This is a genomic window from Acidovorax sp. FW305-C-20-28 (genome assembly GCF_058783375.1).
In genome coordinates, this window is sequence record NZ_JBYSYM010000029.1 from 1 (window position 1) to 14,205 (window position 14,205).

Annotated in this window: 13 protein-coding genes; 5 read left to right on the plus strand and 8 right to left on the minus strand. The window is 67.2% G+C overall.

What is annotated here, in order from left to right:
• Positions 1-113: 113 nt before the first annotated feature.
• The 5 genes from urtD to AC3WOH_RS26815 form a co-directional block, all read right to left on the minus strand.
• Positions 114-989, minus strand: coding sequence for an urea ABC transporter ATP-binding protein UrtD (gene urtD / locus AC3WOH_RS26795; protein ID WP_492232361.1), 876 nt, complete (start codon positions 987-989; stop codon positions 114-116).
• A complete protein-coding gene (urtC, locus tag AC3WOH_RS26800; protein ID WP_492232362.1) occupies positions 986-2,137 on the minus strand; it encodes an urea ABC transporter permease subunit UrtC in 1,152 nt (383 codons plus the stop codon). Before urtC ends, urtD begins: the two co-directional genes overlap by 4 nt.
• 15 nt (positions 2,138-2,152) lie before the next feature.
• Positions 2,153-3,733: an urea ABC transporter permease subunit UrtB gene (urtB, locus tag AC3WOH_RS26805; RefSeq protein WP_492232363.1), complete on the minus strand. Its 1,581-nt coding sequence runs from the start codon at positions 3,731-3,733 to the stop codon at positions 2,153-2,155.
• Between the two features lie 121 nt (positions 3,734-3,854).
• On the minus strand, positions 3,855-5,126 hold the full coding sequence (urtA, locus tag AC3WOH_RS26810; RefSeq protein WP_492232364.1) for an urea ABC transporter substrate-binding protein: 1,272 nt from the start codon (positions 5,124-5,126) through the stop codon (positions 3,855-3,857).
• A 266-nt stretch (positions 5,127-5,392) separates the two neighbouring features.
• The gene (locus AC3WOH_RS26815; protein ID WP_492232365.1) at positions 5,393-5,851 is read right to left on the minus strand and encodes an Lrp/AsnC family transcriptional regulator; all 459 of its coding nucleotides are present in this window, start codon (positions 5,849-5,851) and stop codon (positions 5,393-5,395) included.
• A gap of 160 nt (positions 5,852-6,011) precedes the next feature.
• On the opposite strand from AC3WOH_RS26815, the gene AC3WOH_RS26820 reads away from it, so the two are divergent.
• From AC3WOH_RS26820 to AC3WOH_RS26830, 3 genes are all read left to right on the plus strand, one after another.
• Positions 6,012-6,620 carry a glutathione S-transferase gene (locus tag AC3WOH_RS26820; RefSeq protein ID WP_492232366.1) on the plus strand — a complete coding sequence of 203 codons (609 nt, stop codon included), beginning with the start codon at positions 6,012-6,014 and terminating at the stop codon, positions 6,618-6,620.
• Positions 6,621-6,745: 125 nt separating this feature from the next.
• A complete protein-coding gene (locus AC3WOH_RS26825; RefSeq protein WP_492232367.1) occupies positions 6,746-9,019 on the plus strand; it encodes a xanthine dehydrogenase family protein molybdopterin-binding subunit in 2,274 nt (757 codons plus the stop codon).
• Positions 9,020-9,047: 28 nt separating this feature from the next.
• Positions 9,048-9,512 (plus strand): (2Fe-2S)-binding protein, encoded by a 465-nt coding sequence (locus tag AC3WOH_RS26830; RefSeq protein WP_492232368.1) that lies wholly within the window; start codon positions 9,048-9,050, stop codon positions 9,510-9,512.
• Between the two features lie 10 nt (positions 9,513-9,522).
• Here AC3WOH_RS26830 and AC3WOH_RS26835 read toward each other — a convergent pair whose 3' ends face one another.
• Both AC3WOH_RS26835 and AC3WOH_RS26840 read right to left on the minus strand, forming a co-directional pair.
• Positions 9,523-10,584, minus strand: a complete 1,062-nt coding sequence (locus AC3WOH_RS26835; protein WP_492232369.1) for a sensor domain-containing diguanylate cyclase — start codon at positions 10,582-10,584, stop codon at positions 9,523-9,525.
• Positions 10,585-10,613: 29 nt separating this feature from the next.
• Positions 10,614-11,798: an S-methyl thiohydantoin desulfurase domain-containing protein gene (locus tag AC3WOH_RS26840; protein WP_492232370.1), complete on the minus strand. Its 1,185-nt coding sequence runs from the start codon at positions 11,796-11,798 to the stop codon at positions 10,614-10,616.
• Between the two features lie 175 nt (positions 11,799-11,973).
• On the opposite strand from AC3WOH_RS26840, the gene AC3WOH_RS26845 reads away from it, so the two are divergent.
• A complete protein-coding gene (locus AC3WOH_RS26845; RefSeq protein WP_492232371.1) occupies positions 11,974-12,678 on the plus strand; it encodes a DUF3334 family protein in 705 nt (234 codons plus the stop codon).
• Between the two features lie 22 nt (positions 12,679-12,700).
• Positions 12,701-13,501: an AraC family transcriptional regulator gene (locus AC3WOH_RS26850; RefSeq protein WP_492232372.1), complete on the plus strand. Its 801-nt coding sequence runs from the start codon at positions 12,701-12,703 to the stop codon at positions 13,499-13,501.
• On the opposite strand, the gene AC3WOH_RS26855 is transcribed toward AC3WOH_RS26850, so the two are convergent.
• Complete coding sequence (locus AC3WOH_RS26855; protein ID WP_492232373.1) at positions 13,461-14,183, minus strand: glutathione S-transferase family protein; 723 nt, start codon at positions 14,181-14,183, stop codon at positions 13,461-13,463. The genes AC3WOH_RS26850 and AC3WOH_RS26855 overlap by 41 nt on opposite strands.
• Positions 14,184-14,205 lie beyond the last annotated feature (22 nt).

Here is a 14,205-nt window from a genome sequence, read left to right on the forward strand (position 1 = left end):
TTTTCTTTGCCTACTTTCTTTTGGCGACGCAAAAGAAAGTAGGTGCGCCGCCGGGCGCACATCCCGGCTCCCGCCCTCAATCAAAGCACACGCAAAAAAAGAGGCAAGAACCATCACCGCCCCAAATAAACCTCAATCACCCGCTCATCCGCCTGCACCTGATCCAAAGTCCCCTGAGCCAACACAGCCCCATCGCACAAGACCGTGACGATCTCCGAGATCGTCCGGATGAACCCCATGTCATGCTCCACCACCATGAGGGAGTGCTTGCCCTTCAAAGTCAAAAACAGCTCGGCCGTCCGCGCTGTCTCGTCGTCGGTCATGCCAGCGACAGGTTCATCGAGCAACAACAGCTTCGGATCCTGCATCAGCAGCATCCCGATCTCCAGCCACTGCTTTTGCCCATGGCTCAGGTTGCCCGCCATGCGCGTCACACTGCCCGCCAGATGGATCGTGTGCAGCACCTCGGCCAGCCGGTCGGACTGGCCCGAGTCCAGGCGGAAGAACATGCTGGATTGCACGCCCTTGTGGGTCTTGAGGGCCAGTTCCAGGTTCTCGAACACCGTGAGCTGCTCGAACACCGTGGGCTTCTGGAACTTGCGGCCGATACCCAGGCTGGCGATCTCGGGCTCGTTGTGGCGCAAGAGGTCGATGGTGCTGCCGAAGAACACGGTGCCGCTGTCGGGACGCGTCTTGCCGGTGATGATGTCCATCATCGTCGTCTTGCCCGCGCCATTGGGGCCGATGATGCAGCGCAGCTCGCCGGGGGCGATATCGAGGCTCAGGTTGTTGATGGCCTTGAAGCCATCGAAACTCACGTTCACGTCTTCGAGGTACAAAATGCGGCCATGGGCCACGTCCACCTCGCCGGGCGTGGCCAGGCGCGAGAAGCCGGCGGCGCGGCCGCCCGATTCGGTCTGGCCCACCGGAGCCGGAACCACCTGGCCCTGCAGGCGGCGGGCGCCCTCTTCCATCAGGTCCGGGGTCATGCGGCACCTTCCTTCTTGTCGTTGTTCTTGTTGCCGAAGCGCAGTTTCTTCACCAGGCCCACCACGCCGTTGGGCAGGAACAGGGTGACCGCGATGAACAGCGCCCCCAGGAAGTACAGCCAGAACTCGGGGGCCGTCACGGTGAGCCAGCTCTTGGCGCCGTTGACGATGAAGGCACCCACGATGGGGCCGATCAGCGTGGCGCGGCCGCCCACGGCCGCCCATACTGCTATCTCGATGGAGTTGGCGGCGCTCATCTCGCCAGGGTTGATGATGCCGACCTGGGGCACGTACAGCGCGCCGGCCACGCCGCACATCATGGCGCTGATGGTCCAGATGGTGAGCTTGTAGGGCAGCGGCGAGTAGCCCGAGAACATGACGCGGGTTTCGGCATCGCGCACGGCCTGCAGCACGCGGCCGAACTTGCTGCGCACCAGCCAGCGCGCCAGCAGGAAGAAGCCGAGCAGCGCCACCCCCGTCATCACGAACAGCAGCATGCGCATGTTCTGCGTGGCAATCGGCTGGCCCAGGATGCGCTTGAAGTCGGTGAACCCGTTGTTGCCGCCAAAGCCCGTCTCGTTGCGGAAGAACAGCAGCATGGCCGCATACGTCATGGCCTGGGTGATGATGGAAAAGTACACGCCCTTGATGCGCGAGCGAAAAGCGAAGTAGCCGAACACGAAGGCCACGATGCCGGGCACCGCCACCACCAGGATGAGCGTGGCCACAAAACTGTCGGACAGCATCCAGTGCCAGGGCAGTTCCTTCCAGTCGAGAAACACCATGAAGTCGGGCAAGTCGCTCTTGTAATTGCCGTCGCGGCCGATCTGGCGCATGAGGTACATGCCCATCACGTAGCCGCCCAGGGCAAAAAACAGGCCGTGGCCCAGGCTCAGGATGCCGGTGTAGCCCCAGATCAGGTCCATGGCGAGCGCGCAGATGGCGTAGCACATGATCTTGCCGAGCAATGCCACGGCATAGTCGGACAGGTGCAGCGGGCTGCCGGCCGGCACCCACAGGTTGAGCACCGGCGCCACGGCGCACACCACGATGAGCGCCACGATGAAGGCCGACCAGCCGCCGCGCGTGAGCAGCGGTGCCGGTGCCGGCAGTTGCAGAGAAGAAGAAGGAGAAGACTTGGTGGTCATGGTATGGCTCGCCCTTCAGTCCGCAGTGCGGCCTTTCACGGCGAAGATGCCCTGCGGCCGCTTCTGGATGAAGATGATGATGAACACCAGCACGGCGATCTTGGCCAGCACGGCGCCCGTCCAGCCTTCGAGGAACTTGTTGAGCACGCCCAGGCCGAGCGCGGCATACACGGTGCCGGCCAGTTGGCCCACGCCACCGAGCACCACTACCATGAACGAATCGACGATGTAGCCCTGGCCCAGGTCGGGGCCCACATTGCCCACCTGGCTGAGCGCGCAGCCCGCGAGGCCTGCGATGCCCGAGCCCAGCGCGAAAGCGTAGGTGTCCACACGGGCGGTGTTCACGCCCATGCACGAGGCGATGGGGCGGTTCTGCGTGACGCCACGCACGAACAGGCCCAGGCGCGTGCGGCTGATGAGGAAGGCCACGCCGCCAAGCACTGCGAGCGCGAAGGCGACAATGATCACCCGGTTCCAGGGCAGTTGCAGGTTTTCCATGAGCTGCACGCCGCCGCTCATCCACGAGGGGTTCTCCACGCCCACGTTCTGCGCGCCGAACACGCTGCGCACCAGTTGCTGCAGCATGAGGCTGATGCCCCAGGTGGCTAGCAGCGTCTCCAGCGGGCGGCCGTAGAGGAAGCGGATCACGCCGCGCTCGAGCACCGCGCCCATGAGGGCCGATGCCAGGAAGGCGGCGGGCACGGCGGCCACCAGGTACCAGTCGAACGCGCCGGGAAAGTAGCGCTGGAACACGCCCTGCATGACGTAGGTGGCGTAGGCGCCGATCATCATCAGCTCGCCATGGGCCATGTTGATCACGCCCATGAGGCCGTAGGTGATGGCCAGGCCCAGCGCCACCAGCAGCAGGATGGAGCCCAGGCTGATGCCCGAGAACATGGCGGCCAGGCGCTCGCCCCACTGCAGGCGCTCTTCCACGGCCTTGAGGGCGGTCTGCAGGGCGGCTTTCACCTTGGGATCTTCCTCGCTGCGCAGCTGCTCCAGCAACACGGTGCGCGTGGCGGGGTTGGCGCTGGCAGCCAGCAGTTGGGTGGCCTCCAGGCGTTTGACAGCGTCGCTGCTGCTGATGAGGATGCGTGCGCGGATACCTTCCAGGCGCACCTTGAGGCCGGCGTCCTGCTCGGCGGCCAGGGCCTTTTCGATCAGGGGCAGGCGGGCTTCGTCGGTTTCTTCGCGCAGGGCATCGATGGCCTTGCGGCGCTGCGCGATATCGGCGGACATGAGCTGCAGCGAGGCGAGCGCGGTGTCGAACTCGCCGCGCATGCGGTTGTTGTTGACGATGTCTTCGGCATCGTCGGGCACGGGCACTTCGGCTCCGGTCACGGGGTCGGTGCCTTTGTCGTCCTTGATGACGATGGCTTTGTCGCCGGCGATCTTGACCGCGTCGTCGCCCATGGCGCGGATGAAGGCGATGGTGGCCTCGTCTGGCGTGGCGATGGCGGCCTGCAGCGCGGCAATGCGCTCATCGGTTTCGCCGGCCGCCATGGCGCGCGCGGATTCGGCCGTAAGCGCTTGTGCCTGCACGGCTGCGCACAGCAGCAGGCAGGCGAACAGGCGGTGAAAGAGGGATGAAAACATAGCGGCCAGTGGCGTCAGGGGAATGCGGCGGTGCGCTGGCGTCGCCCCTGGCTTCCATGCGGACCACGCAAGCCAGGGGGAAAGAAAGGAGGCGCATTGCGCCTCCCGGAACCGACAACGGTCAGAGCTTGCTCTTGCCGTCCGGCTCGTCCTTCTTCTTGTCGTTGCCTTCGATGTACGGGCTCCATGGCTTGGCCTTCACAGGGCCAGGCGTCTTCCACACCACGTTGAACTGGCCATCGGCCTTGATCTCGCCGATGAACACGCTCTTGTGCAGGTGGTGGTTCTTCTCGTCCATCTTGGAGACGATGCCCGAAGGTGCCTTGAAGGTCTGGCCGGCCATGGCGGCGATCACCTTGTCCACGTCGGTGCTCTTGGCCTTCTCGACGGCCTGCTTCCACATGTTGATGCCGATGTAGGTGGCTTCCATCGGGTCGTTGGTGAGCGGCTTGTCCTTGTGGCCGGCGATGCCCTTGGCCTTGGCGTAGTCGCTCCACTTCTTGATGAACTCGGTGTTGGCCGGGCTCTTGATGGACTGGAAGTAGTTCCAGGCGGCCAGGTGGCCCACCAGGGGCTTGGTATCCACACCGCGCAGTTCCTCTTCGCCCACGGAGAAGGCGACGACCGGCACGTCCTTGGCCTTCAGGCCGGCGTTGCCCAGTTCCTTGTAGAAGGGCACGTTGGAGTCGCCGTTGATGGTGGAGACCACCGCCGTCTTGCCGCCCTGGCTGAACTTCTTGATGTCGGCCACGATGGTCTGGTAGTCCGAGTGGCCGAAGGGGGTGTACTTCTCGTCGATGTCGCTGTCCTTCACGCCCTTGGACTTGAGGTAGGCGCGCAGGATCTTGTTGGTGGTGCGGGGGTAGACGTAGTCGGTGCCCAGCAGCACCCAGCGCTTGGCGCTGCCGCCGTCCTTGCTCATCAGGTAGTCCACCGCGGGGATGGCCTGCTGGTTGGGCGCGGCGCCGGTGTAGAACACGTTCTTGGACAGCTCTTCGCCTTCGTACTGCACGGGGTAGAACAGCAGGCCGTTCATTTCCTCGACCACGGGCAGCACGGACTTGCGGCTCACCGAGGTCCAGCAGCCGAAGATCACCGACACCTTGTCCTGGCCCAGCAGCTGCTTGGTCTTTTCGGCAAACAGGGGCCAGTTGGAGGCCGGATCCACCACCACGGGTTCGAGCTTCTTGCCCAGGACACCGCCCTTGGCGTTGATCTCGTCGATGGCCATGAGCACGGTGTCTTTCAACACGGTTTCCGAGATGGCCATGGTGCCCGAGAGGCTGTGCAGGATGCCGACCTTGATGGTGTCCTGCGCATGGGCTGGCAGCGCAGACAGGCCAGCGAGCGTAGCGACGGCCGCAAGGGCCTTGAGGGAATAACGACGTTGCATGTGTGCTTCTCCAGTGGAAGGGTGGTGGTTCATCTACAAACCGCTTCGCCCGATGGCGCCTGGATGGGTGCCTTGGTCGGTCGATGGAATGGATTCTGGAGACAGCCCCCGGGATCGGAAATACGCCGGGTGGCGTACACGGCTGGTTACGTGGAGGGCAGCGATACCCATCCCGCCCATGCCAGATGGGTAGATTCAGCTATCAAAAGAAGAGTGCCCTGCGCGCCTGCGGCGTACGCCACGCGCGGTGCGCTGCGGCCAGCCGCTCAGCGCACCGGCCGCTGGAGCGCATGCACGGTGGTGGTCTTGCGCACCGGGCTCGACAGCACCAGCGAGGTGGTCACGCCGCCGTGCCGGGCCAGCGTATCGACCACGCGCTGCAGGTCCTCGGGCTCGGCAATGGCGCAGCGCACGATGAAACAGTCTTCGCCGGTGACGCGATCGGCCTCCAGCACCTCGGGCATGCTCTCGAACAGCTTCACATAGGGCGCTATGCCGGCATGCGTGGTCTGAATCCGGATCAGGGCCTGCAGCCGCACGCCGATGGCGCGCAGGTTCACACGCGCGCCATAGCCTTCGATCACGCCCGCGTCTTCGAGCTTGCGCACGCGCTCGCTCATGGCCGGCTGCGACAGGCCGATGCGCTTGCCCAGCGCTGCCAGGCTTTGGCGGGCATCGGTCTGCAGGGCTTCGAGGATGAGCCAGTCTTTCTTGTCGAGTTCCATGGTGCGGTGTGTTGAGCAGGGGTTGCGCCACGGCCGATCATCCATCGGTTTGGCCTCCATTTTTCCGATGACCGCTGCTTCACGCAGCACCGGCATCCCTCTATGGTGCATGACCTGCGGCCCGTGGTGGCCGATGCATTTTTTTGAGGAAACAGACCCCATGCAGCTGGTTGGAATGCTCGACTCCCCCTTTGTCCGCCGTGTCGCCATCGCGCTCACGGTGCTCGATGTGCCGTTCACGCACCTGCCGCTGTCGGTGTTCAGCACCGTCGAGGCCTTCGGCCGCATCAACCCCGTGGTCAAGGCCCCCACCCTGGTGTGCGACGACGGCGGCGTGCTCATGGACTCGACCTTGATACTGCAATGGGCGGCCACGCAGTCGGCGCGCCGGCTTCAGCCCCCGGACGGCCCGGCCCTGCAGCGCGAGCTGCGCCTGACCGGACTGGCACTGGCGGTCTGCGAAAAGGCGGTGCAGATCGTCTACGAGCACCAGCTGCGCCCCGCCGACAAGCTGCACGCCCCCTGGCTGGACCGGGTGACGGGCCAGTTGCTGGCCGCGTGCGCGCTGCTGGAGGACGAGCTGGTGCGCGCCCCCCTGCCCGACCCCGCGCGGGAGATCGGCGATGCCGGGATCACCATCGCCGTGGCCTGGGATTTCATGCAGATGATGGTGGCGCAGGTGGTGGAGGCGGCACGCTACCCCGCCCTGGCCGCCTATTCCGTGCAGGCAGAGCGGCTGCCCGCTTTTGTGGCGCTGCCGGCACGCTGAAAGCGCTGCAACAAAACACCCCCAGGACAACGATCTGCCCGTTGTGTCGCCTAGGCGTTGTCCGCAACCCCCGTCCCCGGTTTACGATGGTTGAAAGACGGCTCCCACGAGAGGCAGGCAAAACCATGGTGAAACGACGCACAGTGCTCTGGGGGGGCTTGGCCACGGCCGGCGCCCTGGTGATTGGCTGGGGCGCGCTGCCTCCGCGCCAGCGCCTGCGCACGGGCCAGCCGCTGCCCACGGCGGGCGGGCAGGCCGCGCTCAACGGCTGGCTCAAGATCGGTGCCGACAACAGCGTCACGGTGATGATGGCCAAGGCCGAGATGGGCCAGGGCACGCACACCGGCCTGGCCGCCATTTTGGCCGAGGAGCTCGATGCCGACTGGCCCCAGCTGCGGCTGGAGATGGCACCCATCGACGACATCTACAACAACCTGGCCACCGTGGTCGACGGCCTGCCCTTCCACCCCGACAACGACGGCTCCATCAAGGCCGTGGCCGGCTGGCTCACCGCCAAGACCATGCGCGAGGTGGGCGTGATGATGACGGGCGGCTCCTCCAGCATCAAGGACCTGTGGCTGCCCATGCGCGAGGCCGGCGCCAGCGCGCGTGCCATGCTGGTGCGCGCGGCGGCGGCGCAGTGGAACGTGCAGGCCGCCGAATGCACGGTGCAAGCCGGTGTGGTGGAGCATGCCGCGGGCCAGCGCGCGAGCTTTGGCGAGCTGGCGGCCCTGGCAGCGCAGCAGCCGCTGCCAGGCAAGGTGGTGCTCAAGGAGGCCGCGCAGTTCCGCCTGATCGGCAAGCCGCTCACACGCATCGAGGCGCGCAGCAAGCTCGATGGCACGGCCGTGTTCGGCATCGACGCCAACCCGCCGGGCCTGCTGCACACAGCGGTGCTGATGTGCCCCACGCGCGGCGGCAAGGTCGCACGCATGGACGCAGCGGCCGCCGAGAAGCTGCCCGGGGTGAAGAAGGTGCTGGCCGTGGACGCCCTGAACGGCGGCACCGGCGCCGTGGCGGTGATTGCCGACACGCCCTGGCATGCGCGCAAGGCGGCAGCCACCGTGACCGTGGAATGGGACCACGGCCCGGCCGCCGCCCTGTCGAGTGCGGCGGTGTACGAGCAACTGGCCCAGGCGCTGGACCAGGCCAAGGGCTTCGGCTACCACCAGAGCGGCGATGCCCCGGCCGCCATGCAGGGCGCGGCCCGCACCATCACGGCCGACTACCGTGCGCCCTACCTGGCCCATGCGGCGCTGGAGCCCATCAACTGCACGGTGCAGTTCAAGGACGGTGCGGCCACGGTGTGGACATCGACCCAGGTGCCCGACCTGGCGCGCGCGGCTGCGGCCAAGGTGCTGGGCATCGCCGAGGACAAGGTGGAGGTGCGGCAACTGCTGCTGGGCGGCGGCTTCGGCCGCCGGCTGGAGGTGGACTACGTGGCCCAGGCCGCGGCCATCGCCCGTGCGGCCGATGGCGCACCGGTGCAGACGCTGTGGACGCGTGAGCAGGACACGCAGCACGACTTCTACCGCCCCGCCTGCATGGCGCGCTTCAAGGCGGGCTTCGATGGCGAGGGCAAGCTGGTGGCCTGGGACAACCTCTCGGTCGGCCAGGCCATCGTGCCCCAGGTGCTGGGCCGCCTCTTCGGGCTGCCCGGGGCCGGGCCGGACAAGACCACCTCGGAGGGCGCCTTCGACCAGCCCTACGAATGGCCGCATGCGCGCATCGCCCACGAGATCGTCGCGTTGCCGCTGCCCGTGGGCTTCTGGCGCTCGGTCGGACATTCGCACCAGGCTTTCTTCAAGGAAAGCTTCATGGACGAGGCGGCCGCCGCGGCCGGGCAAGACCCGGTGGTCTTTCGCGCCGGGCTGCTGCAGAAGCACCCGCGCCACCTGCAGGTTCTCAAAAAGGCGGCCGAGCTCGCGGGCTGGGGCCAGCCGCTGGCGGCCGACGCCTCGGGTGCAAAGCGTGCCCGGGGCATTGCGCTGCACCAGTCCTTTGGGTCGATCGTCGCCCAGGTGGCCGAGGTTTCGGTCGCGGCGGACAGCAAGGCCATCCGCGTGCACCGCGTGGTCTGCGTGATCGACTGCGGTGCAGCCATCAACCCCAACCTCATCACCCAGCAGATGGAGAGTGCCGTGGTCTTTGGCCTCACGGCCGCGCTGCATGGCGAGATCACCGTGGACAAGGGCCAGGTGCAGCAGGCCAACTTCCACGACTACCCGCTGCTGCGCATGGCCGACTGCCCGCGCACCGAGGTCCACATCGTGCCAAGCGCCGAACCGCCCGAAGGCGTGGGCGAGCCGGGCGTTCCGCCCATCGCCCCCGCCGTGGCCAATGCGGTCTTTGCACTGACCGGCCAGCGCCTGCGCAGCCTGCCACTGCGCCTGGCCTGAACCACCCGCGCCCACAGGAGCCCCATCCATGCCCACCACCCTGCGCATCAACGGCAAGGCCGTTTCCGTGAACGCCGAGGCGGACACCCCTCTGCTGTGGGTGCTGCGCGGCGAATTGCACATGAACGGCACGAAATTCGGCTGCGGCATGGCGCTGTGCGGCGCCTGCACGGTGCACCTGAACGGCGAGCCCACGCGCGCCTGCATCACGCCGCTGTCGGCCGTGGGCGATGCCGATGTGACCACCATCGAAGGCCTGGCAGGCCCGCAGGCCGAGGCCCTGCGCAATGCCTGGACCACGCTGGACGTGGCCCAGTGCGGCTACTGCCAGAGCGGCCAGCTCATGTCGGCCTGCGCCCTGCTCACCAAGACCGCACGGCCCACCGATGCCGACATCGATGCCGCCATGTCGGGCAATGCCTGCCGCTGCGGCACCTACCCGCGCATCCGTGCGGCCATCCACCAGGCCGCTGCGGGCAAGGGACCCGGCTGACGCTCCGCGCTCAGTTGGCCAGTGCGCTGCCCTGGGTTTGCTGCCCCGAATCGAGGAGCACGTGGGAACCCGCCCGGGCCTCGGACTCCGCCGCCACGGCCGACTGGACATTGTTGCGCCCGGCCTGCTTGGCGCGGTAGAGCGCCTTGTCGGCGGTGTTGACCAGCTCCTCGAAGCTGGCGCCGCGCGCGTCGTACAACGTGGCCACGCCGATGCTCACGGTGACGGTGACGCAGGCGCCGTCGCCATCGACCAGCACATTGTGGTCCGACACGCCCGTGCGCAGCGACTCGGCCAAGCGCAGCGCGCTGGGGGCGTCGATGCCCGGCAGCACGATGACGAACTCCTCGCCGCCGAAGCGGGCCACGATGTCCACCGCCGTGCGCGAGCGTGCCAGGCAGGCCTGGGCCACGGCGCAGATCACCCGGTCGCCGGCCAGGTGGCCCCAGGCGTCGTTCACGGCCTTGAAGTGGTCGATGTCCACCACCATCAGCGACAGCGGCTGGCCCAGTTGCCCGGTGCGCAAGCACTCGCGCGCGCCCATCTCCATCAGCGTGCGCCGGTTGGACAGACCCGTGAGCGCATCGCAGGCGGCCAGTTGCTCCAGCGCCGTGTTGAGCTGCTGCAGCAGGGCATTCTGCTCGCGCAATTGGCGGTTGATCTGGGCGATCTCGTCTTCCTTGCGCTTGCGGTCGTCGATGTTGAAGGTCACCCCGATCAGGCGCTTGCCCGGCGTGTCGGTGTGGCCGTCCATGATGCGGCCGTAGTTGGCGTACCAGACCCACTCGCCGCTCTTGGCACGCAGCCGGAACTCGCAGCGGTACTGCGGGGTCACGCCGGACATGTGGTCGGACACGGCCGACTGCACCGTCGCCAGGTCATCGGGGTGGAACAGGCCGTAGACATCCTGCAGGCCCGAGACGATCTCCTCCTCGGTGAAGCCCAGCTCCAGAAAGGTCTTGGTGGCCTTGCGGGTGACGGTGCCGGTGAGCAGATCGTTTTCCCACAGGTCCAGGCCGGCGGCTTCCAGCGCCAGCTCCAGCCGCTCGCGGTTCAGATCTGCTTCACCCATGGCGGGCCGCCCCCTGTCCGCTCACTGGTTCAGGCCGCAGGCATGGCACCGGCGTAGCCGATGTTGCGCAGCAGCCCCGCGAACGAGGCCACCACGCCTGGCGTGTTGTACAGCTGGGGCGCCGTCTGCACATAGATGATGCTGACCTGCTTGCCCGTGCTTTGGCCCTTGGTGGCGTCGAAGTAGATCGCCAGATCGTCGCTGGCGTTGGAAAAGCCCCGGCCCGTGCTCTCCGAGTAGTAGCAGATCGAGTCGGGCGCGATGATGTCGGGCGAGCTGTTCGCCGTGCCGTACATGATGAGGTTTTCGTTCAGGTTGTACAGGTAGTGCGTCTCGGTGCTCTGGGCCGGATCGGGTGCATTGTCCAGCCGGATGATGCCCGAGTCCAGCGACGAGGCGCTGGAGGTGGACTGCGTGACGGCCGTGATGTAGAAGTTGGTCAGCACCGCCTTGGCCGCACGCCCCGTCAGCTCCGTGATATTGGCCGCCACGGAGGCCGTGGACAGGGGCGCAGGCGCCTGCCGCAGGGCGGCGCCGAGCTTGCGCGCCTGCTCCATGGTGCCGGGAATGTAGTTGCCCGTGAGCGCATAGCCGTTGCTGGCGTTGGACGGCCACATGGCGATGCCCGAGTAGCCGCCAAAGCCGCCGACCACGCCACCGGCCAGGGTCTCCACCTTGTCCGCAGTGGGGGCGCCGAGCACGGCCGACTCGACCTGGGGTGAGGGCGGCACGTCGTTGGCCAGGGCGCAGGGGGTGGGGGCGAGCTTGGCGCTGCCGGTGAAGGTGGTCTGGGGCAGCTCGGGCACGGCACGGCCGGCGCCATCACCGTCGACCACATAGATGGTGCCCTTGGACATGCCGGCGCCGATCAGGGGCACGAGCGAATTGATGGGGCCGACTTCCACCGGGATCAGGGCCCCGAGCGGGGCCCCGGTGGCCTGCTCGAACACCTGGGATGTGTTGGTGATGGAGTTCTGGATGGCCGACAGCGTCAGGCCATCGGCCGCGTCGGGTGAGCCCATGATGGCCAGTACGCAGGCCGGGGTTTTCCCATCGTAGTCCTGGACGGTGACGGGGGTGAAGGTCCCCTGGGCCGCCAGCTGCTGCAGGATGGTGCAGGCATCGTTGTAGCTACCGCCGCCGCCGCTGGCCAAAACCGCCGCGCCCGCGGCAATCGACTGGAGATCGTCCAGCCCATAGGTGTACACGCCCATCGGATTCCTCCCTCTTGAATGGCTGGCACGATACGCCGAGCCGGTTGCTTGTCAACCCACAGCATAGCGCCTTGACCCTGGTAGCCACAGCGCCATGTAACCACTCTGGCCGAGTCCCGCCGCTTCGCCTATGCTGTGGACACTCTGTGCGCCCCCTTTTTCCCGAGCATTCACCATGAGCATTCCTGAAAACAACAATTCCACCGTGGCCTACGGCACCGAAGACCTGCTGGTCAGCCTGTGCAACTCCGTCACGCGCGTGCTCAATGTCGCCACCCACAGCCAGATCCATTATTCCGGCATGGTGCAGCGCATCAGCAAGACCTGCCTGAAACCCGATATCGGCTGCTTCGTGCTGTTCGATGGCGGCTTTTCCGGCCTGGTGATCATCAATTTCTCCGCCCAGGCCGCCATGGAGCTGTATTCCAGCTACCTGCTGAACATGGGCATGTCCAAGGACGACCTGGTCAGCTCCTACACCTCGGACGAGGTGGCCAACGTCATGGGCGAGCTCATGAACCAGGTGGTGGGCGACTTCACCGGCAAGGTGCGGCGCGAACTGCAGACCCACATCACCCAGAACCAGCCCAAGATGCTGGTGCTCAACAAGCAAGTCATGCTGAGCGTGGACGCCAACCTGGACAAACCCGAGGCCCGGCGCGTGACCTTCTACACCGCCAGCAACAACATCTTCTACCTGGAGCTGGCCATCGACCGCACCGAGTTCATCAAGATGGTGGATTTCGAGGCCCAGGACACACCCGACCCCGACGCGCTGATGGCCCAGTCACAGCATGCGCCGGCCGCGGCGCCCGCCCCCGCAGCGGACAGCGGCGGCGGATCCGATACGGACGAGCTGCTCAAGTCGCTGGGCATGTAGGCCACCGGCCACCTGCTCCCGCATGCCGCCCTTCCCGCGGGAAGCCCTGCCCTACGAGGAACTGCCGCTGGGCGCGCTGGACCCCGCGCGGATCGAGGCGCTGTGGCGCTACCGCCCCGCGGCCGGGCGCCGGCAGACCATCCTGCCCGACGGCCGCATGGACCTGGTGGCGCATGCGCTGCGGGATGCCGCAGGCCGCATCACGGCCGTCACCCTGGCCATTGCCGGCCCCGCAGACCGGCCCGGCACCGTGGCCCACCGAAGCGCCCTCTGGAGCGTGGGCGTGCGCTTCCAGCTTGGCTGGGGCGGCGCCTGCCTGGGGCTGGCCCCGGCCACGCTGGTGAACCGGGTGCTGGCCGGGCCTGCGGCCGAGCAGGTGCTCGGCCCCCTGGCGCACCCTGTGCTCGCCGCCACCGAGACCGAGAGCCTGCAGGCCGCACTGGCCACGGCGGCGGCAGCCCTGGCAGGGCGGGCCGGCCCGGCCCCGGCCACCAGCCCTTCGCAGGCGCGTGCCCTGCTGGCCTTGCGCTGGCTGCGCCAAAACCCCGGCGCCCCACTGCACGCGCTGTGCACGGCACTGGCCGTGCCGGAGCGCACCCTGCGCCGTGATGTGCTGGCCGCCGTGGGCCTGCCGCTGCGCAGCCTGGCCGGCATTCTGCGCTTCCAGCGCGCCATGGCCTGGGTGCAAAAGGGGCATCCTCCCTCGCTGGCCGACCTGGCGCACGAGGCAGGCTATGCCGATCAGGCGCACATGACGCGGCAGTTCCGGCAGTTCGGCGGCTTCACGCCGGCACTGCCGCAGCAGGTGCCGGTGGTAGCGTAGCACCGACCTGCGCCATGCGCGCCGCCAGTGCTCCCTGGCGCGCACGCAGAAAGGCGCACAGCCGCTCCCCATAGTCGGCGCCCGCTGCGCTGGCCACCGATGGCCGGGCCGCCAGCGCGGCGCGCCAGGCGGCCACGCGTGGCAGGCCGGTGAAGACGCCGAAATCGCCGATGTGGTCGAACACATCGAAGTAGCGGAACACCGGGCCGAACACGGCATCGACCAGGGTGAAATCCGCCCCCGAAAAGTAAGGACCCGCTTCACCGCGTGTGCCCAATTGCACCTCGATCTGCGCGAACAGGCGCTGCAGGTCTTTGGCCCGCGCGGCCAGCGCGGCTTCGTCGGCCGCGTTGTAGAACCCGGCTATGGCCGAGAGCACGGCCGAGCCGAACTCCATCCAGCCCCGGTGCCGGGCACGGGCCAGTGCGTCCCCTGGGTGCAGGCGAGGCGCTGCGGTCTCATCCAGGTACTCGCAGATCACGGCCGATTCGAAGACGGGCTGGCCGTCCACCAGCAGCACCGGCGTCTTGCCCAGCGGAGAGATCTGGAGGAACCAGGCGGGCTTGTTGGCCAGGTCGATATCGATGCGCTCGAAGGCAATGCCCTTTTCCGCCAGGGCGATGGCGGCCCGCTGGACATAGGGGCACAGGGGGTGGCTGACGAGAGTGAGTGCTTGCGGCATGGTGCTTCCTTGAAAGGTGGGA

Bases quoted from the DNA above. Each gene is read 5' to 3' on its own strand.
- AC3WOH_RS26825 (WP_492232367.1), top strand. From the start codon at position 6,746: ATGGTGAAACGACGCACAGTGCTCTGGGGGGGCTTGGCCACGGCCGGC.
- urtB (WP_492232363.1), bottom strand. From the start codon at position 3,733: ATGTTTTCATCCCTCTTTCACCGCCTGTTCGCCTGCCTGCTGCTGTGC.
- AC3WOH_RS26850 (WP_492232372.1), top strand. From the start codon at position 12,701: ATGCCGCCCTTCCCGCGGGAAGCCCTGCCCTACGAGGAACTGCCGCTG.
- urtD (WP_492232361.1), bottom strand. From the start codon at position 989: ATGACCCCGGACCTGATGGAAGAGGGCGCCCGCCGCCTGCAGGGCCAG.
- urtC (WP_492232362.1), bottom strand. From the start codon at position 2,137: ATGACCACCAAGTCTTCTCCTTCTTCTTCTCTGCAACTGCCGGCACCG.
- AC3WOH_RS26835 (WP_492232369.1), bottom strand. From the start codon at position 10,584: ATGGGTGAAGCAGATCTGAACCGCGAGCGGCTGGAGCTGGCGCTGGAA.
- AC3WOH_RS26845 (WP_492232371.1), top strand. From the start codon at position 11,974: ATGAGCATTCCTGAAAACAACAATTCCACCGTGGCCTACGGCACCGAA.
- urtA (WP_492232364.1), bottom strand. From the start codon at position 5,126: ATGCAACGTCGTTATTCCCTCAAGGCCCTTGCGGCCGTCGCTACGCTC.
- AC3WOH_RS26815 (WP_492232365.1), bottom strand. From the start codon at position 5,851: ATGGAACTCGACAAGAAAGACTGGCTCATCCTCGAAGCCCTGCAGACC.
- AC3WOH_RS26840 (WP_492232370.1), bottom strand. From the start codon at position 11,798: ATGGGCGTGTACACCTATGGGCTGGACGATCTCCAGTCGATTGCCGCG.
- AC3WOH_RS26855 (WP_492232373.1), bottom strand. From the start codon at position 14,183: ATGCCGCAAGCACTCACTCTCGTCAGCCACCCCCTGTGCCCCTATGTC.
- AC3WOH_RS26830 (WP_492232368.1), top strand. From the start codon at position 9,048: ATGCCCACCACCCTGCGCATCAACGGCAAGGCCGTTTCCGTGAACGCC.
- AC3WOH_RS26820 (WP_492232366.1), top strand. From the start codon at position 6,012: ATGCAGCTGGTTGGAATGCTCGACTCCCCCTTTGTCCGCCGTGTCGCC.